The 18,942-nt window shown below is 66.1% G+C and carries 18 protein-coding genes; 14 read left to right on the forward strand and 4 right to left on the reverse strand.

The features are described from left to right. Positions 1–9 precede the first annotated feature (9 nt). From EAW56_RS00345 to galE, 9 genes are read left to right on the forward strand one after another with little or no spacing between them, the layout of a single operon-like run. Positions 10–1,527 carry a CAP domain-containing protein gene (locus tag EAW56_RS00345; RefSeq protein ID WP_147453233.1) on the forward strand — a complete coding sequence of 506 codons (1,518 nt, stop codon included), beginning with the start codon at positions 10–12 and terminating at the stop codon, positions 1,525–1,527. A 19-nt stretch (positions 1,528–1,546) separates the two neighbouring features. Beyond that, positions 1,547–2,266 (forward strand): DedA family protein, encoded by a 720-nt coding sequence (locus tag EAW56_RS00350; protein WP_122084638.1) that lies wholly within the window; start codon positions 1,547–1,549, stop codon positions 2,264–2,266. A 32-nt stretch (positions 2,267–2,298) separates the two neighbouring features. After that, entirely contained in the window at positions 2,299–3,627 is a 1,329-nt protein-coding gene (hemL, locus tag EAW56_RS00355; RefSeq protein WP_122084640.1) for a glutamate-1-semialdehyde 2,1-aminomutase, read from the forward strand. Next, positions 3,624–4,226: a histidine phosphatase family protein gene (locus tag EAW56_RS00360; protein WP_122084641.1), complete on the forward strand. Its 603-nt coding sequence runs from the start codon at positions 3,624–3,626 to the stop codon at positions 4,224–4,226. Before hemL ends, EAW56_RS00360 begins: the two co-directional genes overlap by 4 nt. 57 nt (positions 4,227–4,283) lie before the next feature. Then, the gene (locus EAW56_RS00365; protein WP_122084643.1) at positions 4,284–4,874 is read left to right on the forward strand and encodes a TlpA disulfide reductase family protein; all 591 of its coding nucleotides are present in this window, start codon (positions 4,284–4,286) and stop codon (positions 4,872–4,874) included. Between the two features lie 52 nt (positions 4,875–4,926). Further along, complete coding sequence (locus EAW56_RS00370) at positions 4,927–5,655, forward strand: cytochrome c biogenesis CcdA family protein (RefSeq protein ID WP_122084771.1); 729 nt, start codon at positions 4,927–4,929, stop codon at positions 5,653–5,655. Between the two features lies 1 nt (position 5,656). Further along, positions 5,657–7,300 (forward strand): cytochrome c biogenesis protein ResB, encoded by a 1,644-nt coding sequence (locus tag EAW56_RS00375; protein WP_122084644.1) that lies wholly within the window; start codon positions 5,657–5,659, stop codon positions 7,298–7,300. A gap of 29 nt (positions 7,301–7,329) precedes the next feature. Next, the gene (ccsB, locus tag EAW56_RS00380) at positions 7,330–8,349 is read left to right on the forward strand and encodes a c-type cytochrome biogenesis protein CcsB (RefSeq protein ID WP_095553329.1); all 1,020 of its coding nucleotides are present in this window, start codon (positions 7,330–7,332) and stop codon (positions 8,347–8,349) included. Positions 8,350–8,369: 20 nt separating this feature from the next. Beyond that, entirely contained in the window at positions 8,370–9,359 is a 990-nt protein-coding gene (gene galE / locus EAW56_RS00385; RefSeq protein WP_122084646.1) for a UDP-glucose 4-epimerase GalE, read from the forward strand. Positions 9,360–9,365: 6 nt separating this feature from the next. Here the strand turns inward: galE and EAW56_RS00390 are convergent, their stop codons facing one another. Continuing rightward, positions 9,366–9,620 carry a hypothetical protein gene (locus EAW56_RS00390; protein ID WP_095535241.1) on the reverse strand — a complete coding sequence of 85 codons (255 nt, stop codon included), beginning with the start codon at positions 9,618–9,620 and terminating at the stop codon, positions 9,366–9,368. 39 nt (positions 9,621–9,659) lie between these two features. Here EAW56_RS00390 and EAW56_RS00395 point away from each other — a divergent pair, with 39 nt between their 5' ends. Then, positions 9,660–9,968 (forward strand): DUF4229 domain-containing protein, encoded by a 309-nt coding sequence (locus EAW56_RS00395; RefSeq protein WP_095535242.1) that lies wholly within the window; start codon positions 9,660–9,662, stop codon positions 9,966–9,968. A 3-nt stretch (positions 9,969–9,971) separates the two neighbouring features. Here the strand turns inward: EAW56_RS00395 and EAW56_RS00400 are convergent, their stop codons facing one another. Next, positions 9,972–10,886: an AEC family transporter gene (locus tag EAW56_RS00400; RefSeq protein ID WP_122084647.1), complete on the reverse strand. Its 915-nt coding sequence runs from the start codon at positions 10,884–10,886 to the stop codon at positions 9,972–9,974. Positions 10,887–10,974: 88 nt separating this feature from the next. On the opposite strand from EAW56_RS00400, the gene EAW56_RS00405 reads away from it, so the two are divergent. Beyond that, the gene (locus tag EAW56_RS00405; RefSeq protein WP_095547681.1) at positions 10,975–11,262 is read left to right on the forward strand and encodes a hypothetical protein; all 288 of its coding nucleotides are present in this window, start codon (positions 10,975–10,977) and stop codon (positions 11,260–11,262) included. Positions 11,263–11,352: 90 nt separating this feature from the next. Beyond that, positions 11,353–11,892: a hypothetical protein gene (locus EAW56_RS00410; RefSeq protein WP_122084649.1), complete on the forward strand. Its 540-nt coding sequence runs from the start codon at positions 11,353–11,355 to the stop codon at positions 11,890–11,892. Positions 11,893–12,761: 869 nt separating this feature from the next. Here the strand turns inward: EAW56_RS00410 and EAW56_RS00415 are convergent. After that, positions 12,762–13,754 carry a 1,4-dihydroxy-2-naphthoate polyprenyltransferase gene (locus EAW56_RS00415; protein ID WP_095555303.1) on the reverse strand — a complete coding sequence of 331 codons (993 nt, stop codon included), beginning with the start codon at positions 13,752–13,754 and terminating at the stop codon, positions 12,762–12,764. Between the two features lie 48 nt (positions 13,755–13,802). On the opposite strand from EAW56_RS00415, the gene EAW56_RS00420 reads away from it, so the two are divergent. Next, positions 13,803–14,678, forward strand: a complete 876-nt coding sequence (locus tag EAW56_RS00420) for a glycosyltransferase (protein WP_095535246.1) — start codon at positions 13,803–13,805, stop codon at positions 14,676–14,678. 283 nt (positions 14,679–14,961) lie between these two features. Then, positions 14,962–18,141 carry an alkaline phosphatase gene (locus tag EAW56_RS00425; RefSeq protein ID WP_095547034.1) on the forward strand — a complete coding sequence of 1,060 codons (3,180 nt, stop codon included), beginning with the start codon at positions 14,962–14,964 and terminating at the stop codon, positions 18,139–18,141. A gap of 7 nt (positions 18,142–18,148) precedes the next feature. Here EAW56_RS00425 and EAW56_RS00430 read toward each other — a convergent pair whose 3' ends face one another. Further along, complete coding sequence (locus EAW56_RS00430) at positions 18,149–18,862, reverse strand: hypothetical protein (protein WP_095553335.1); 714 nt, start codon at positions 18,860–18,862, stop codon at positions 18,149–18,151. Between the last annotated feature and the right edge of the window lie 80 nt (positions 18,863–18,942).

An 18,942-nucleotide genomic window follows, 5' to 3' on the forward strand; every position in this document is an offset into this window, starting at 1 on the left:
CTGCTGGGTATGCAGAAAACTCTTGGACTTGTGCTGGCCGCGAGCTGTTCGGCGGCGTTGGTTGTTGCGCCTCCGGCGCTGGCTGAGGACGCGGCGTCGGTGTCGCAGGAGCGCTGTGTCGCGCTGCGCACCGCTGTACACGACGCGACCGACGCGCTGCGCTCCGCCGAAGCGCGCGACCACGAGGCGCAGCAGGCGCTGGACGCGGCGCAGCGCGATGTCGACGCTGCGGAGCAGGAGCGCACGGCGAGCGCGAACCTGGTCAAGGATGCGCAGCGTGCCCTCGACAGCGCGACCCAGGACCGCGACGCCGCGCAGACCGCGGTGCCGGGAGGCGTGACGGTCGACTCCGCCGAGGCGGCACTCACGCAGGCAAAGGCGCGCGCCGAGGAGGCCCGCGCTGCGCTGGAGGCGAGCAAGGCCGAGGCGCGGGCCCAGTTCGACCGGGGCTCGCTCGGATTCTTCGAAGCGATGGGGGCCGACGACGCCGTCGCGGAGCTGCACACGGACTACCGCTTTGACAAGGTCGATGAGGTGACCGGGCAGACCGGGTACCGCATCGCGGACGACACGCGCATCGGCGCCAAAGGTGACGCGACGCACCTGGACAACATGAAGGCGGCAATCGAGTGGCTGCCGGAGGCGAACGAGCTCCGCGAAAGCGAGGGCCGTGACGCGCTGCCCGTCACGGATGCGTTGATGGCGCAGGCGCAGGTGAACATCAACTGGTCGCAGCAGCTGCCGCGCGGGCACTCCGGCAACGGGTGGGATAACTTGTCGTGGAACGCGGAGAACCCGTTCGACGGGTGGTTCCGCGAGGAGCGCCCTAAGTACTTCGAGGCGAAGGAGCAGGGGCGCGACCCCTTCGCCGCAGGCGCCGGCCACTACATGGCCTTGGTGAACCCGCAGATGCGCGCGACCGGCTTCGCGGTGAACACGGAGGAGTTCCTCTACCACGGCTTTACGTGGCGCGTCGCGCACGCGCAGACGTTCGCTCACCTCACAGTGGAGGGGCCGACGTATTCGGTAGAGGAGTACACCGAGCGCTTCAACACCTACTACGACGAGCTCGTCCTCGCCGTCGAGCAGGGCGATGCGCAGAAGCAGGAAGCACTCGAGCAGCGCGAGGCTGCCGTGGCCCAAGCGGAGGACACGCTTACGGCGGCGCGGGCGCTGCGTGCCGCCGAACAGGCCGTGGCGAAGCGCGCGCAGGAACTCGAGGCAGCGAAGCAGGAGCAGTCGGCGCGCCAGGCCGCGGCCGACGAGGCCCTGGCGGCTGCGAAGCGCTCGCTGGGCGAGGCGACACAGGCAGCCGAGGCTGCACAGGTGGCCGTCAAGGAGGCCCGGGCGAACGCCGCGGAGGCCACGGCCGAGTACGAGCCCGTGAAGGGGGAGTGCGCGCCGGTGGCCGGTGAGCCGAAGGAAGGCTCGTCGACGGGCGGCATCATCGCCGCCGTGGTGCTCGGCCTGCTGGCGGTTGTGGGAATTGCGGTGGCGTCGAACCCTGCGCTGCTGAATATGTTCTAACTCGGTAGACTTTACGTCTATGTCGAGCGAGGACGAAGGCCAGGTCCAACAGCACACCCCGGAATCGGAACCGGAGTGGTGGGATCAGCCAGGCATGCCCTGGAACGAAAAGCCCACCAAGGCGGACTACTGGTGCCTGGGCTGGTTCGGCTTCATCGGTATTTTCGGCCTCGCGCTCATTCCGTTCCGCGCCTGGCTGCTGGGCCTGGACCCGCCGATCATGCTGGCGTTGACGGGCTCGAGGATTGGCGCGGCGTCGACAGGCGCCCTGGCCTCGGTGGGCGAGGCGCAGCACTGGCTGCTGTACCTGCTCATCGGCTCGATCGTGGCGATTAAGTTCGACTGGGTGTACTGGTGGGCCGGTAAGCTGTGGGGGCGCGGCATCCTGGACGTGCAGGCGCAGAATTCCAAGCGCGCGGCGAAGAACATCGCGCGCGTGGAGCGGTGGGGGATGAAGCTGGGCTGGCTGGGCATTTTCCTGGCGTACGTGCCCATCCCGCTGCCGATCGCGTTCGTGGTTTTCGTGCTTATGGGCATGACTGAGATGCCGCTGTGGAAGTTCATGCTCCTGGACTTCGTGTCCAAGACGCTCTGGTCGCTGGGCTACGTCGCGCTCGGCTGGTGGATCGGCGAGCCCGTGGTGTACGTGCTGGAGCAGTACGCGCGCGTGGCCAATTGGATCGCGATTGGCCTGCTCGTGGTCATCTTCGTCGGGGCGATGCGCCGGAAGGGTAAGTAGGCGTTCGCCCCCATCGCCTAGGATGGGCAACTATGACAACTTCGGCCAAGTACCCAACGTCCGCACACACGTCCCGCTCCGCCGAGCTGTGGCAGCGCGCGCAGCAGGCCACGCCCGGCGGCGTGAACTCGCCGGTGCGCGCCTTCGGCTCGGTCGGCGGCCAGACGCGCTTCATCGAGAGCGCGCACGGGAGCACGCTTATCGACGTCGACGGGAACGCCTACGTCGACCTCATCAATTCCTGGGGCCCGATGATCCACGGCAACGCACACCCGGAGATCCTCGAGGCAGTGCAGAAGGCGATGCGTGACGGCCTGAGCTTCGGCGCGCCCACCGAGGCGGAGGTGCAGATCGCGGAGATGATCGTGGGCCGTACCTCGGTGGAGGAGGTGCGCATGGTCAACTCCGGCACCGAGGCGACGATGTCCGCGGTCCGCTTGGCGCGCGGCTACACCGGCCGCCCCAAGATCATCAAGTTTGACGGCTGCTACCACGGCCACGTCGACGCGCTCCTCGCCGCAGCAGGCTCCGGGCTGGCCACGTTCTCCCTGCCGGACTCGCCGGGTGTGACGGGCGCGCAGGCGGCGGACACCATCGTGGTGCCCTACAACGACATCGAGGCCGTGAAGGCCGCGTTCGCGGAAAACGAGGGCGAGATCGCCGCCGTGATCGCCGAGGCAGCCGCCGGCAATATGGGCACGGTTGCGCCGCAGGACAACTTCAACGCCAAGCTCAAGGAGGTCGCGCACGCCAACGGCGCGCTGCTGATCCTGGACGAGGTGATGACGGGCTTCCGCACCTCGTATGCGGGCTGGTACGGCGTGGACCACGTGGCGGGAGACCTGACCACTTTTGGCAAGGTCATCTCCGGCGGCCTCCCGGCCGCGGCCTTCGGCGGACGCAAGGAGATTATGGAGCGTCTCGCGCCGACTGGGCCGGTGTACCAGGCGGGTACCCTTTCGGGCAATCCGGTCGCGATGGCGGCGGGCATGGCGTCGTTAAGCTTGGCCTCGGAGGACATCTACCCGGTGCTGGAGCGCAACGCCAGCACCCTGGCCAAGCTGGTGTCCGACGCGCTGAAGCGCGAGGGCGTGGCGCACAACGTGCAGCGCGCCGCGACGATGCTGTCGTTCCGCTTCGCCGAGGGCGAGGGCCACAACTTTGCTGACATGAAGGCGGCGGACACCTTCCGCTACGCGCCGTTCTTCCACGCGCTGCTGGACAACGGCGTGTTCGCCCCGCCGAGCCCGTTCGAGACCTGGTTCGTCTCCACCGCGCTCACCGACGAGGACTTCGGCCGGATCGAGGAGGCCCTGGTGCCCGCGGCGAAGGCTGCGGCGCAGGCGGTGACGCCCGAGTGACGCGCACGACTGTGCACCTCGTGCGGCACGGCGAGGTCTACAACCCGAAGAAGGTGCTCTACGGGCGCATGCCCGGCTACCACCTGAGCTCCCGCGGCCGGTCGATGGCGGCGGTGACCTCGCAGTTCTTCGAGGGGCGCGACGTGACGTACCTGGCGGCGAGCCCGCTCGAGCGCGCGCAGGAAACGGCGGAGCCGATCGCGGAGGTGACCGGCTGCGAGGTGCACACCCGCACCGACATCATCGAGGCCGGCAACACCTTTGAGGGGCTGCGCACCAAGGGCTGGCGCAGCCAGCTGGTCAACCCGATCCGGTGGCGGCACATGACAAACCCGCTGGAGCCGAGCTGGGGCGAGTCTTACGAGGCGATCCGCGTGCGGATGTGCGACGCCGTGGACAGCGCCCGCGCCGAGGCGGAGGGCCACGAGGCGGTGCTGGTGAGCCACCAGCTGCCCATCGTCATGGTGCAGCGCTACGTGCAGGGCAAACGCCTCGCGCACGCGAGCCGCGAGTGCGACCTGGCCAGCGTGACGTCACTTGTGTTTGACGGCGACGTTGTTGTTGACTGGTCCTACGACACTCCGGCCGAACGCATCTAGCCCGCTCTGCTGGGCCAGCGTGCCGGAGTTTTTGAACAGATGAATTGAGAGGTGCCAATGTCCCGACGGACCGCGCTGAGCGCGATTGCAGCGCCGATGGCCGCGTTGCTCCTGCTTACCGGCTGCGCCAGCTCTGGTGGGGGAGACAACTTTGCGTTCCATTCCCCGGGCGGGCAGACCGAGATCTTCTACGAGGAATCCGAGCGCAAGCCGGTGGAGCACTTCAGCGGCGAATCGCTCACCGAGCCGGGTACCACGGTGGACCTGCACGACTTTGACGGCAAGATCGTCGTCCTCAACGCCTGGGGCCAGTGGTGCGCGCCCTGCCGTGCGGAGGTGGATGACTTGCAGGAGGTGCAGGAGCACCTGGACGCGGACGGCACCGGCACGGTCCTGGGCATCAACGTGCGCGACCCGCAGCCGGAAATCGCCCGCGACTTCGTCGCCGACAACGGCGTGACCTACCCGTCGATATACGACCCGCCGTTCAAGACCGCTTCCTTCCTCGGCGGCGTGCCCAGCTCCGTGATCCCCACGACGATCGTGCTGGATAAGCAGCACCGCCCGGCCGCGGTGTTCCTGCGCGAGGTGACCGCCCAGGACGTGCTCGAGGTGACCGACAAGCTGGCGCAGGAGGGGCAGAGCTAGCGTGGGCGAAGCGTTCTCAGAGGTCGTGGCCACCGGGCCGCTCCTGCTCGGCATGTTGGCCGCCGCGCTGGCCGGCCTGGTGTCCTTCGCGTCCCCCTGTGTGGTCCCGCTCGTGCCCGGCTACATGTCGTACCTGACCAGCGTGGTCGGCGGCGAGATGACCGTGGACCAGGACGGCGTGCGCGTGAAGTCGCGCCGCTGGGCCGTCGCCGGTGCCGCCGGCCTGTTCGTGGCCGGCTTCACCGTGGTGTTCCTGCTGGCCACCGTCTCCGTGTTCGGCGCGATCAGCTTGATCACCCTCAACGCCGAGGTGCTCATGCGCGTTGGCGGCGTGATCACCATCGCGATGGGCCTGGTGTTCCTGGGCGCGGTGCCTGCGCTGCAACAGGACCGGCGCTTGCAGCCGCGGCGCTGGGCCAACGTGCTCGGCGCCCCGCTGCTCGGCGGCGTGTTCGCGCTGGGGTGGACGCCCTGCCTCGGGCCGACGCTGGCGGCGATCATGTCGGTCTCCGTCGGCACCGAAGGGATGACCGCGGCGCGCGGCGTCCTGCTGGTAGTGGCGTACTGCCTGGGCCTCGGCCTGCCGTTTGTGGTGGTGGCGCTAGGGTCCGCGCAGGCGGTGCGCAGCGTCGAGTTCCTGCGCCGCCACTCCCACACCATCAAGGTGATCGGCGGCGTGCTGATGATCCTCGTCGGCGTGCTCCTTGTCACCGGCGCGTGGAACGTGTTCGTCGGCTGGATCCGACAGTGGACCTTGCGTTATGGAGCGACGGTGATCTGAGATGCAACTCGTATCGGCGACAACGACTTGGCTGCGCAAGACGTGGCACTGGCTGACCAGCATGCGCACCGCGCTCGTCCTGCTCTTCCTCCTCTCGCTCGCCTCCATTCCGGGTGCCCTGCTCCCGCAGCGCAACGTGAGCGAGTCGCTCGTGCAGGACTACCTGGACGCCAACCCGACGATGGGTCCGATTTATGACAGGTTGCAGCTTTTCGACGTCTTCAGCTCCTCCTGGTTCGTCGCCATCGTCACCCTGCTGATGATCTCCCTGGTCGGTTGCATCATCCCGCGTTCCATGGACCACTGGCGCGCCTACCGCGCCACCCCGACGCGCGCGCCGCGCTACCTCTCGCGCATGCCCATGCACGCGCAAGCCACGGTGGACGCCGGCCAGGACGAGGTGGAGGCGAAGGTCCGCCGCCTGCTCAAGCGCTGGCACGTGGCCGCCTACTCGCCGGAGGAGGACCGCGCCGGGACGTTTTCCCTGGCCGCCGAGCGCGGCTACACCCGCGAGCTGATGAACCTGCTCTTCCACGTGGGCATCGTCGGCATGATCGTCGCCTTCGCCGCCGGCCGCATGGTCTTCTACGAGGGCCAGGTCATCGTGGTGACCAACTCCGAGTCCCAGTACGCCGTGCCGGTGGAGCAGTCCACCGAGTTCTGCAACACGTCCCCCGCCAACTTTGACGTGTTCCGCGCGGGGCCGCTTTTCGACGGCACCGGGCTCACCCCCTTCTGCATCGATGCACACAACTTCCGCGCTGAATACTTAAACAGCGGCCAGGCGAACGGCTTCTGGTCCGACGTGTCCTACACCGACGACCTGACCGCGCCGAAGGACAGCTGGCAGGAGACCACCCTGGCGGTCAACCACCCGCTGCGCATCCACGGCGACCGCGTCTACCTGCAGGGCCACGGGTTCGCCCCGCAGGTCACGGTGACGTGGCCCAACGGCGAGACCCGCACCCAGATGATGCAGTTCCGCCCCACGGACACGCAGACGTTCCTGTCCTCGGGCGTGATGCGCTTTGACCCGCCCGCCGGCATGTTCCCGGACCTGGCGGACCGCCGCCAGAACCAGATCGCGTTGGAGGGCAACTTCGCGCCGACGGCCCAGTGGGGCAGCCAGGACGGGGAGACGCTGCAGTCGTCGTTCCCGTCGATGGATGACCCGGCGCTGTCCATGGACATCTACCGCGGCGACGCTGGCTTGGACTCGGGCCGCCCGCAGAACATCTTCGTGCTCGACCAGATGCTCATCGCGGAAGGCCAGCTGCAGAAGCTGGAGCGCGTCAACCTCACCCCGGGCGAGGAGATCACCGTGGACGGCGGGATCAAGGTGCGCTTCGACGGCGCGGCCGAGTACGCCAACTACCAGATCTCGCGCGACCCGACGCAGGTGTGGGCACTGGTCACCACAGTGATCATGCTCGCCGCGCTCGCCGGCTCGCTGACCATCAAGCGCCGCCGCGTCTGGGTCCGCCTCGCCCCGGTCGCCGGCGGCGGGACCGCGGTGGAGATCGCGGGCCTGGCGCGCACGGACCGCGCCGGGTGGGGCCCGGAGTTTTCCGAGCTCGTCGAGGAGATCCTGGGGGAGCACCCGGATGATGACGGGGACGATGACGAGCTGGATGACCTTGGATAATGGCCCGCTGATGGAGTAGATTGAGCACCATGCTTGTCAACACCACCATGGCGGAGCTGTCCGATCTGACCTTCCGCACCGCGTTCATCATCTACATCGTGGCGCTGCTCATGGCGTGCGTGTACTACGGCCGCGTTCTTGCGGTCGTGGACGTGCGGCGCGAGCGCCGCGCGGCGCAGCAGGAGCGCGCCGCGGAGAAGGTAGCGGTTGGGGCTGGGGGGCCGGTGGTCGTCGAAAAGCAACTGCCCCCGGAACCCGAGCTTGACGGCGTCTACGAGAAGCGGGTGGCCGCCGCCCGCAAGTGGGCGGGCATGACGCAGGCCCTGGTGTGGGTCGGCGTGGCGCTGCACATCGTCGCGTTTGTCACGCGCGGCATCGCGGCGCGGCGCTTCCCGCTGGGCAACCTGTACGAGTACATCCTGTTCATGACCGCGGTGATCATGGTGGCCGCCGCGATCGTGATCGGGCGGAAGGGCTGGCACACGGTGTGGCCGTGGCTGCTGTTCCCCATGGTCATCGCGATGTTCCTCAACTCCACGGTGTTCCACATGCAAGCCGCCCCGGTGGTGCCGGCGCTGCAGTCCTACTGGATGCCGGTGCACGTTTCCACGGTGTCGATCGGCGCGTCGATTGGCATCGTCTCCGGTGTGTTCGCGATGCTGTACCTACTGCGCATGTGGCAGCCGAAGGGTGAGGAGCACGGTTTCATTGGCAAGATTGTGCACCCGCTGCCGTCGGCAAAGACGCTGGACCAGATCACCTACAAGACGGCGATCATTACGCTGCCGCTGTTCGGCATCGGCATCGTCTTCGGCGCGATCTGGGCCGAGGTGGCTTGGGGCCGCCCGTGGAACTGGGACGCGAAGGAAACCGTGTCCATGATCACCTGGATCCTGTACGCCGCTTACCTGCACGCGCGCGCGACCGCGGGCTGGAAGAACTCCAAGGCGGCCTGGATTAACGTGTTTGCCCTGGCGATGACGATCTTCAACATGACGTACGTGAACACGGTGATTGCGGGTCTGCACTCGTACGCGGGCCTGAACTAGCTGCGTTAGACTCACAGGTTATGAAGGTTCTTATCACTGGCGGGGCCGGCTTTATCGGCTCCACGATCGCTTCCTGCTGCGCCGACAACGGAATTACCCCGGTGATTCTGGACGATTACTCCACCGGCCTGCGCGCCTTCGCCGAGCGCTTCGACCACTACGAGGGCGACATCGCCGACGTGGCGCTGCTGCACCGCATCCTGGACGAGCACCCGGACATCGAGGCCGTCGTCCACTGCGCCGCGAAGATCGTCGTGCCGGAGTCCGTCTCGCGCCCGCTGTACTACTACGAGAATAACGTGGGCAAGGCCACGACCTGCGTACGTACCCTGTCTGAGCGCGGCGTGAAGCGCGTCCTGCTCAGCTCCACCGCCGCCATGTACGTCCCCGGCGAGGACCTGATGGTCACCGAGCAGAGCACGGCAGACCCGTCGAGCCCCTACGCCGCCTCGAAGTGGATGCTGGAGCGAGTGCTTGCCGACGCCGCCTCGGCCGGCCTCATCCGCGCCATCTCACTGCGCTACTTCAACCCCATCGGGGCGGACCCGCAGCTGCGCACCGGCCTGCAGAACCCGGCCCCGTCCCACGCGCTGGGCAAGATGATCTCCGCCTACCAGGCCGACGAGCCGTTCACCGTCACCGGCGTGGACTGGCCCACCCGCGACGGCTCGGGCCTGCGCGACTACGTCCACGTGTGGGACCTGGCCCGCGCGCACGTCGCCGCGCTGAAGGCCGAGGCGTCAGCGCTGGCGGACTACGAGGTGATCAACCTGGGCACCGGCCAGGGCACCACCGTCTTCGAGCTGGCCAACGCGGTCGGCGAGGCCACCGGCAAGCCCCTGGAGGTGCGCACCGCCCCGCCGCGCGACGGCGATGTGGTCGGCTGCGCCACCCGCACCGAGAAGGCCGAGCAGTTGCTCGGCTGGCGCGCGGAGTACACCGTGGCGGACGGCGTGCGCCACTCGCTCGCCTGGGCGGAGAAGCTGCCCGAGGTGCTGGAACAGCGCTAGTTCCGGCTAGCTGCCCTCCCCGTCGCGGCGCTTGCGGCGCTCCTCCTCTTCGCGCCGCTTGCGCTCCGCCTCCTCGCGGGCGCGCCGCTCCTTGAAGCGGTTCTTCTCAATGTTCCAGAGGAACTCCTCATCATCGTCGGGCCCCTTGATCTGCGGCCGCTCCGGCGCCTGCTCGACCTGCTTGTTCGAGCCGGGTCCGAAGGCGCGCCACATCAGGTACACGGCGAGGACGATGAGTACGAGGAGTAGTAGCCTTCCCATGACTTCCAACATACTTGGTGGCCGTCTAGGGTTAGGCATATGCAACAACAACCGCCGGAAGTTGATCCCGCCGCCCGCTCGCGCGCAAATAAGGCCGCCGCGATCTACGGGCTGTGCAGGCTCGTGCTGTTCATCGCGCTCACCGTGGTGATCCAGGGCGCGGCCATGCTCATCGGCGCCCCAGTGCCGCTGATCATCTCCGCGCTCCTCGCCCTGATCGTGGCGTTCCCGCTGTCCATGCTGGTGTTCAAGCGCCAGCGGATTGAGGCCACCGAGGCCGTTGCGCACTGGCGCGAGCAGCGCAAGCTGCGCAAGGAGTGGATCTCCAGCGAGCTGAGCGAGCGCTAGCGCCTACCCGAACAGGGCGGCGATCGCGAGCATGGCGGGCAGCGAGAGGAACGTGGTGAGGAAGACGGTGTCGCGCGAGACCGTCTGGCCGACCTGGTAGGTGGCGGCGTAGTTGTACACGTTTTGCGCGGTGGGCAGCGCCGCGAGGATGAGCGCCGCGTAGAGCTCGGTGCCGTCGAGGCCCAGGGCGTATCCGACGCCGAGGGCGATGGCGGGCATGCCGACGAGCTTGAGGAGGGTGGCGGTGAGCGTCGGTAAGCGATCATGCGTGAGCACGGAATCCCCTTTCAACGAGGCGCCGAAGCTCATAAGGATGAGCGGGATGGACGCGCCGCCGAGGATCTCCAGCGGCGCGAGCACGGGCTCGGGGACCTCCCAGCCGGAGGCGGAGACGGCGAAACCAGCGAAGGCGGCGAGCACGACCGGCGCCGTTATGCCCGCGACGATGGAGCCGCCGATCGAGCGCAGGCTCGCCCCGCCAGCGTTGAGGCCGGCGATGATGACGGGGGAGAGCACCGCCATTTGCAGCACGAGCGCGGGGACGACGTAGGTGGCGTCGCCGATCACGTAGGTGGCGATGGGCAGCCCGATATTGACCGAGTTGTAGTAGCTTGACGCGGCCGCGCCCGCCATCGTCTCGGCGAAGCTGCGGCGGAACAGCAGGGCGCTGAGCAGCCAGTACAGGAGCATGGTGGCTACCGACGCCACCGCGATCACCCCCATGACCGGCGACAGAAACGCGGACGTGTCCGAGGTGGACACGCTGGAGAAGATGAGCGCCGGGGTGCACGCCCAAAACGCGATGCGGTTGAGCTGCAGGCGCGCCTCGCCCTGCCCGATCACGCCTCTGTGCGCCAGCAGGAACCCCACCGCGATGACGGTGAGGATGATGGCGAAACCAGTCAGGACGTCGAGCATCCGCGGTTCCCTCCTTCTGTAATCTTGGTCGAGGTAGTGGCACCAAGTATGACACCTGGGAGGAATCGTGATGGGACCGCGGTGGCGGATGTTGGTAGTTTACGTGGTGGCGTCGACAGGCTTGCTCCTCGTCTCGTCGATCTTCGGGCCGATGGGCTGGGCCGTTCCGCTCTTGGTGCTCAACCCGCTGCTCGTCGCGGTGCTGGCGTGGCGCGACACGGCCCGCCGCGGCGCGACCTGGTGGTGGTTCGCCGTCCCCGTTTTGGCGGGAGCCTTGCAGGTGCTCGTCCTCATGAACGCATCCGCGCTCCCGTTCGTCGCGCTCCTGCTGGTCGGCGCGGGCATCGGCACCCTGGGCGGCCGCGCGCGGAATTGACGGACTCTCCCAGGCGGGCGGCCAGCGCTACGTAATAGTTGCCGCCTACGTTGGTTCGGGCAATTGCAGCCTATCGACGAAAGGCCCAACGTGAGCAGGACCGCATCCGTCATCGCAGTGGTGTGCGCTTCCGCAGCGGCGCTGACTGCCTGCGGCAACTACGTCAACGTGGACGTCATCGGCGCCGCCGGGTTTTCCCACGACGAGGAGGGCCACATCATCGCGCACGTGAACACCTGCGGTGAGGAGATGAGCGAGCTCGAGGTCGCCGCCGACCGCATCGGTCTCGCCGAGGACGAGGAGAACCGGGTGCTGGCCAAGTTCACCGCCGCCGAGCCGCAGACCGGCCACGTGCAGGTGCCGCTTGATGGGCCGAGCTCCGGCCCGTGGGCCGCGGAAGCACCGCTCGACGCCTCCTATCCCGAGGATCGCACCCTCCTGCTTAACCCGGCGCCGGACGACAGGGGCGGGCAGGGGCCCTTCAGCAAGGAGAGGTCCTTCACTCCCGCCAGCGCCGCCAAGCAGCAGATCCTGGAACAGCCCGCCGGCACCATTGTGTCCGTGAACCCCTACGACGGCTCGACAGACACGTGGAGCCCCGCGGATTTCGATGCCGCGTGCGGGGAGTAGCTGCCGTCTACTCTGCGGCGGCAGAGTAGAAATCGTTTCGCTCGCTGTCACAGGAGTGCGGTTTTACCCCATTTGCAAACAAAATAGGCATACCCCTTGAAATCGAACAATAGTGTGGGTACAGCTGATGGCAATGAACTACTTTACTACTCACTAGCTCCGCCCCGGCTTCGTCTGGGGTGGGATGAACCCGAACTTGAGCCAGGGCAAGCGCGCGACGGACCTCGCCGGAAATACCCGCGACCACCATAGGCAGTCCACGAGGATTCGGGCGCGCATGCTCGACGCGGTCGGCGAGTTTGATGAGGGGGGGCTGCGCCGAGTAGCTTGGCGCGAAGCATACGGCGAGCTGGTTGGAGCGGGAGTTGCGGGTGAGCGAGGCGACCGCATTCGAGTATGTATTTGTTTCCAGGGGAATTCGTAAGTATCGGTCCCTCTACGATGCATTCGAGTGCGGGGCGGTGAGCTATACGACGGTTCGCTTTCTCCTCCGCTATGCCCGGCTGTACTCATTCACGTTTTCTGCAGATGCACCATCTCAGAGACTGGGTTCGAGGCGGGAAACGAACGTGGATAACCTCTTGCCGCTGTGCTCGTCCTGCCACTCCCTTGTCCGCCATGGCTCTGCGAAGATCTGGGAACGCAACGGGCATATCCACTACCGTTTTGCTGGCGGTTTCCGATACACCGCCTACAACCGCGCCCACCCCGTCCGCGAGCCGGATCCACACCCGATTCAGCGCCACCAGGGTGCAGCAAGCAATAGCGCAGACATGAAAAACCGCCCCGGTCTCCCTGTACAGCAAGGAGTTTCGGGGCAGGTCGAGACATGGAACTGGCAAATGCAGCGCAGCTCACTCAGCAGGCGACTACTGCACTGCCGTGTACGGTACCGTTTCACCTCCACCCCAAATGGGGAATCCGAGGGCAGTAAACGCAACGGCGGTGAGCACGGACCAGATCAGCATGGCCCGACCATTGATACCCAGCACAGGGATAAGGTCTTTGCCCTTTGCCTGGTCGCGCTGCACTTTCAGAATGGAGGAAACGGCAAACGGCAAAGCAGCGAAACCGAGGAGCGCGAGCGAGTTACCAAGCAGCAGGGAGACGACAAATGGCGTCAACGTCAGCACAGTAAACAGGCGACGGGCGCGCACCTCGCCGATGCGCACAGCAAGGGTGTGTTTGCCGGCCGCGGCGTCGGTGTCAATATCGCGGATATTGTTTGCCAGGTTCACGGACGCGGAAATCGCGCCCACACCGATGGCCACCAACCACCCCTCGGCAGTCAGCCATCCTGACTGTGTGTACTGCGTACCTAGCACAGCGACCAGCCCGAAGAAGATGAACACGGCCAGCTCGCCGAATCCGTAATAGCCGTACGGCTTCGTCCCGCCGGTGTAAAACCACGCTGCCGCGATGCAAGCCGCACCGACCAGGATGAGCCACCACGCACTCATGACCGCAAGGATCACGCCAAGAACGGCAGCGACGAAGAAGGAAGCGAATGCTGCGAGCTTCACATCCTGCGGCCGCGCCAGCCCGGACGCGGTGATGCGGCTAGGGCCTGTCCGTTCGTCGTCAGTGCCGCGCACACCGTCGGAGTAGTCGTTGGCGAAATTCACGCCGATAATCAGTGCCCACGCAACGCCGAGTGCGAGCAGCGCCTTGCCAAGGTGCATGCCACCAATGTGTGCAGCCAGGCCGGTGCCGGCGATCACTGGGGCGAACGCGTTCGGCCACGTGTGCGGTCGCGCCGCCTGCCACCAGTCGTGGAACGTTGCCGAACTGCCAGTGTCGGCCCGTTCTGTAGTGTTCGCTGTCTGCTGGTTGTCAGTTCCATTACCGCTCGTGTCAGTCATGTCTCCCATCATGCCCCGATTTGGTCAAGTCGGCTAAAGTTTTGGCTCATGTGGATTGACTACGCGCTTCGGCAAGCACTCGGTGGGGCTGGTGCACTTTTGCGCGCGCCTCAGCTGCGGGTGGTGGCGCGGAAATCTCCGGCTAGGTTCCCACAGGAGGGCGACACCGTTATTTCGCTGACCTCCCATGGGCCCCGGCTGAAGTCGGCGGTGGTGGCGATTTCCTCGCTGCTCGTCGGCACGACACGCCTGCCGGTGTATCTGTGGCTGGATAAGGAGGACTACGAGGGTGAGTGGCCGAAAGGTCTGCACACCCTTGTGGAGCGCGGCCTGCAGGTGTGCTGTTCGGACGGCCACTATGGTCCGCACACCAAGTATTACGGCACGTTTCAACGGTTTGCCGGTACTGGCACCCGCGTCATCACCGTTGATGACGACATGATGTACCCCAAGTGGTTCGCCAAAAAGCTCCTCAACGCCTCGGACGCCGATCCGAACAACGTGGTGGCGTACCGCGCTCACGAGATCGTGCTCCAGGACGGCAAGTTGGCGCCGTACAAGCAGTGGAAGTCTGTGCAGGATACGGATCCGGACCCGCGCCACTTCGCCACCGGCGTCTCCGGTGTTGCGTACCCGCCGGCGATGGTCGATGCAGTTGCCGCGCAGGGCAAGGCGTTCCAGGACTGCGCCCCACACGCCGACGACATCTGGCTGAACCGTTGCGCACTTCGCACGGGCCACTTCGTGCGCCAGGTCTTCCCGCACCCGCGCGAGTTCTCGATGGTGCCGGCGTCGCAAGGCGTGGCGCTCGTGCGCGGCAATCTCCGCGGGGGCAATGATGCCCAGCTGCGCGCCACCTATGCGCAAGAAGAGCTGGGCATGCTTATCGACGCCGCGCTGTCCCTCAACGAACCAGCACGGTAATCCCCGGCGTATCGGAAGCGGTGCGCAACCGTAACTACCTGCAGATCTGGTTGAAGCTGAAACCCGGGTGTGAGCAGGGGTGTTTGACATGCGCCGCAGGAAGCATCAATCTAAACGTGTGTTTTAAGCTTCCCTAAAGTGCTCGGGTAGCGCCCTTAACTGCATTTTTGTAGTCACCTAAAGTTCATTTGGGTTTTCCGAATTGGAAATTTGCTGGATTTATGATGTGTGGCGGTTGAACAACCATCCACTTTTTTTGGCTTTTCATGTGAAGGAACCCCACATGCGTATTCCGTTTAGAACACTGACCGCCGTGGTCAGCGCTTCCGCGCTGGCCCTGGCGAGTCTCCCCACAGCCTCTGCCGCACCGGCGGAGCAGAACTTTAACGGCAAAGAGTCCTGTGTGACCCTTGACGCCGAAGGCAACTTGGTGAACGTCCCACAGCCGGGGGATTGCACCCAGTTTGGCAAGGGCGGGCAGGGCAACACCGACGCCCAGGCCCGCAACGTGATCTTCATCCTGGGCGATGGAATGGGCCACCAGGAGATCACCGCAGCGCGTAACTACCTCAAGGGCGCGAACGGTCGCTTCGAGGGCCTGGACGAGCTGACGGCCTCAGGTGCTTACACCACCTTCGCCGTCTCCCAGGAGGGCAAGCGCCAGTACGTGACCGACTCGGCGGCTTCTGCCACCGGCTGGTCCACCGGCACGAAGACCTACAACGGTGCGCTCTCTGTCGACGTGGCGGGCACACCGCACGAGAACCTGATCGAGATGGCGAAGAACGCCGGCATGCGCACCGGCAACGTCTCCACCGCCGAGATCCAGGACGCCACCCCGGGCGCGCTGCACTCGCACATTTCTCAGCGCGGCTACTACGCGCCGTCGGGCGACAAGAAGGTCGTGCAGGGCAAGGAGGCGCGTGAGAACGGCGGCCTGGGCTCGATCTCCGAGCAGATCATCGACACCCGCGCGGACCTCACCCTTGGTGGCGGCCGCAAGTACTTCGACACCGAGGTGCAGGCGGGCGGCGAGAACCGTAACCCATTCCTCACCGAGAAGCACGACGGCGGCGCGGAGTGGGAAGCCGGCAAGACTGTGCGCGAGAACGCAGAGGCTAAGGGCTACACCATCGTCGATGACGAGGCTGGCCTCGACGCGGTCACCGTGGCTAACCAGGACGCGCCGGTCCTCGGCCTGTTCAACGACGGCAACATGACCCGCCGCTACGAGCAGACCGTCCCGGGCAACGCCACCGACAAGGAGCCGGAGACCTGCACCCCGCAGGACACCGGCAACGAGCCGACCGCGGCGGAGATGACGAAGAAGGCAATCGAGCTTCTCGACGACCCCTCGTCCGACAAGGGCTTCTTCCTCCAGGTGGAGTCCGCCTCTATCGACAAGGCGGACCACGCCGCTGACGCCTGCGGCATGATCGGTGAGACCGAGCAGATCGACGAGGTCATCAAGGAAGCCCTCGACTTTGCTAAGAAGGACAAGGACACCCTCATCGTGGTCACGGCTGACCACGCACACACCGCAGAGATCGTGCCGGACGGCCGTCCGTCGGTATCCGCAGTGACCCGTCTGAAGTCGCAGAAGGACGGCGGCGCGGTGATGTCCGTCGGCTTCGGCACCCAGCCGTGGTCCATCAATGAAAGTGGCGAGCTGGAAACCAAGTCGATGATGCACACCGGCACCCAGGTGCGCATCGCTGGCTTCGGCCCGGGCTCCGAGAACGTCAACGGTCAGCTCGACCAGACTGACGCTTTCTACGTCATGGCGAACGCGCTCGGCCTCAACGGCGGCACCGAGGGCGGTCAGGATCCGTGGGAGATCAACAAGGGCAACAAGGTCATGTCGCTGGCTACCCGCTCCAAGGCGAAGCCGGGCGACCAACTGTGCTACCTCGTCTCTGAAGGTGCCGCTCCGAAGGTCGGCGACTGCGCCCAGTTCGGCACCGCCGGCCAGGGCATTGATAACGCGAAGGCGAAGAACGTCGTGCTGCTGATTGGCGACGGCACGGGCGACTCCGAAATCACCGCTGCCCGCAACTACCTGAAGGGCTCCGCGGGCCGCTTCGACGGCCTGGACAACCTGGACTACACCGGCTACCTGACCACCTTCTCCCTGGACAAGGAGACCGGCCTGCCGAACTACGTCCCGGATTCCGCCGCGACCGGCACCGCCTGGAACTCTGGCGTGAAGGCCTACAACGGCGCGATTGGCGTCGATAGCAAGGGCAAGCCGGTTGCCACCCTCGGCGAGCTGGCCAAGGCGAAGGGCATGAAGATCGGTAACGTCTCCACTGCGGAGATCCAGGACGCCACCCCGGCGGCCTTTGCCGCACACGCGCTTGACCGCTCCTACTACGCGCCTTCCGGCGATAAGAAGGCGGCGCAGGGCGAGCAGCTACGCGAGAACGGCGGCCTCGGCTCCATCTCGGAGCAGATCGTCGACCTGCGCGCCGACGTCACCCTCGGCGGCGGCATGAAGTACTTCAACACCGAGGTCGTTCAGGGCGGTCAGTGGGGCGAGAACGGCAATACCTGGACCGCAGGCAAGACGGTGCTGGAGAACGCGAAGGACAACGGCTACCAGGTCGCGACCAATCTTTCCGAGCTCAACGCCGTTGACAAGGCGGACGCAGAAAAGCCGGTGCTGGGCCTGTTCTCCGAGGGCAACATGCCGCGTACGCTGAACCAGTCCATCCCCACCATCGACGGCGGCGACATGGATCCGGCGACGTGTGTAGCTAACCCGGAGTTCACCGCGGAGACCCCGCGTCTGGCGGACATGACCACCAAGGCGCTTGAGCTGCTGCAAAACGACAAGGGCTTCCTTCTCCAGGTGGAGTCCGCCTCCCCGGATAAGGCCGACCACGACGCAGACGCCTGCGGCCTGATCGGCGAGGTCGGCCAGCTCGACGAGGCCGTCCAGGCCGTGCAGCAGTGGGCGGACAAGACCGGTGAGGAAACCCTCATCGTCGCTACTGCGGACCACGCGCACACCGCGCAGATCACCTACGAGGACAGCAACACCGCTGGCCGCGTGACCCAGCTGACCACGGTCGAAGGCTCCACCATGGCGGTCAACTTCGCCACCTCTAAGACCAACGAGGACGAGGACGCCCTCGGCGGCCAGCAGCACACCGGTGCCCAGCTGCGCGTCGCAGCTTCCGGCCCGGGTGCGGCCAACCTGACCGGCCAGATCGACCAGACTGACCTCTTCTTCGCCAGCCTTAACGCGCTCGGCATCGACCCGATCAACCACGACCTCACCTTCGAGAACAAGATGAAGCAGGTCGACGAGCAGCCGGGTACCACCACTGGCTCCTCTGCAGAGTCTCCGTGGCTGATCGCCGTGCTGACCATCGCGGGCCTGGCGGGCCTGCTGTCCCTGATCGCCCTGCTGCTGCCGCAGCAGGTAGATAAGGCGCTCGGCCCGATCGCCAAGCTCTAAGCGCTACTTACTTGCCCACCATCGGCAGCTTCGGCAGCTTCAGTCCGAGCTGTGGCAGGGCAAGCAGCCCGAGCAGCGCCAACAGCGCTGCAACGACCCCACCGATGATGGCTGGAACGTTCAGATCTGGCTTCGCGGTGGGGTAATCCACATTCGCCTGGGGGCCCTTGGCGCAGGCTGCGGCAGCGGCCACGTCGGCGTCGCTAAGCTGCACCTGCTTCACAGCGACCTTCCCGGCAGGCGTGGTGGACCAGGCGTCGTACAGTGCGGCGTCGCTCTTTGCGACTGCGAATGGCAGCTCGACGGGCTTCGTGTCGGAGCCGACGTGCCAGGAGTCCGTGTTGATGTCCTCGAGCGTGCGCTCTGTCGTCGGGTGGGTCTCCTTCAGCGTCTTCTGCGCGCTCGCGTACTGCCCGGCGAGCTGGGCGGGCAGCACCTTGGTCAGGTCTGCCTCCTCGCCCTTGAGCGTCTTCTCGTTTTCCGCGATGACGCCGGGGTAGACCGACTCAACTGCGGCGATGAAATCGCGGGCTTGCTCGTGCTCACCGATGGCCTTGGACTCGTCGAAAAGCGTGGAGATGAACTGCTTCTCGCCGGCAGTGAGGCTGACCGCACAGGTGCCTTCCTTGTCCTTCTGGGCGACGGTTGCGGCGTGGGCGGGTGCGGCGAGTGCGGAAAGCGCGATCGCGGTTGCGGCGACGCAAGCGGTGAGACGATGCATGGTGTCCTCCTTGTTTGAGGGATGGGTATGTACAACCCAAAGTGTGAAGGACACCGTGTTGCGAGAGCGTAAACGTTGAA

Origin of the sequence: Corynebacterium gottingense, assembly GCF_003693265.1 — a bacterium.
GTDB lineage: Bacteria > Actinomycetota > Actinomycetes > Mycobacteriales > Mycobacteriaceae > Corynebacterium > Corynebacterium gottingense.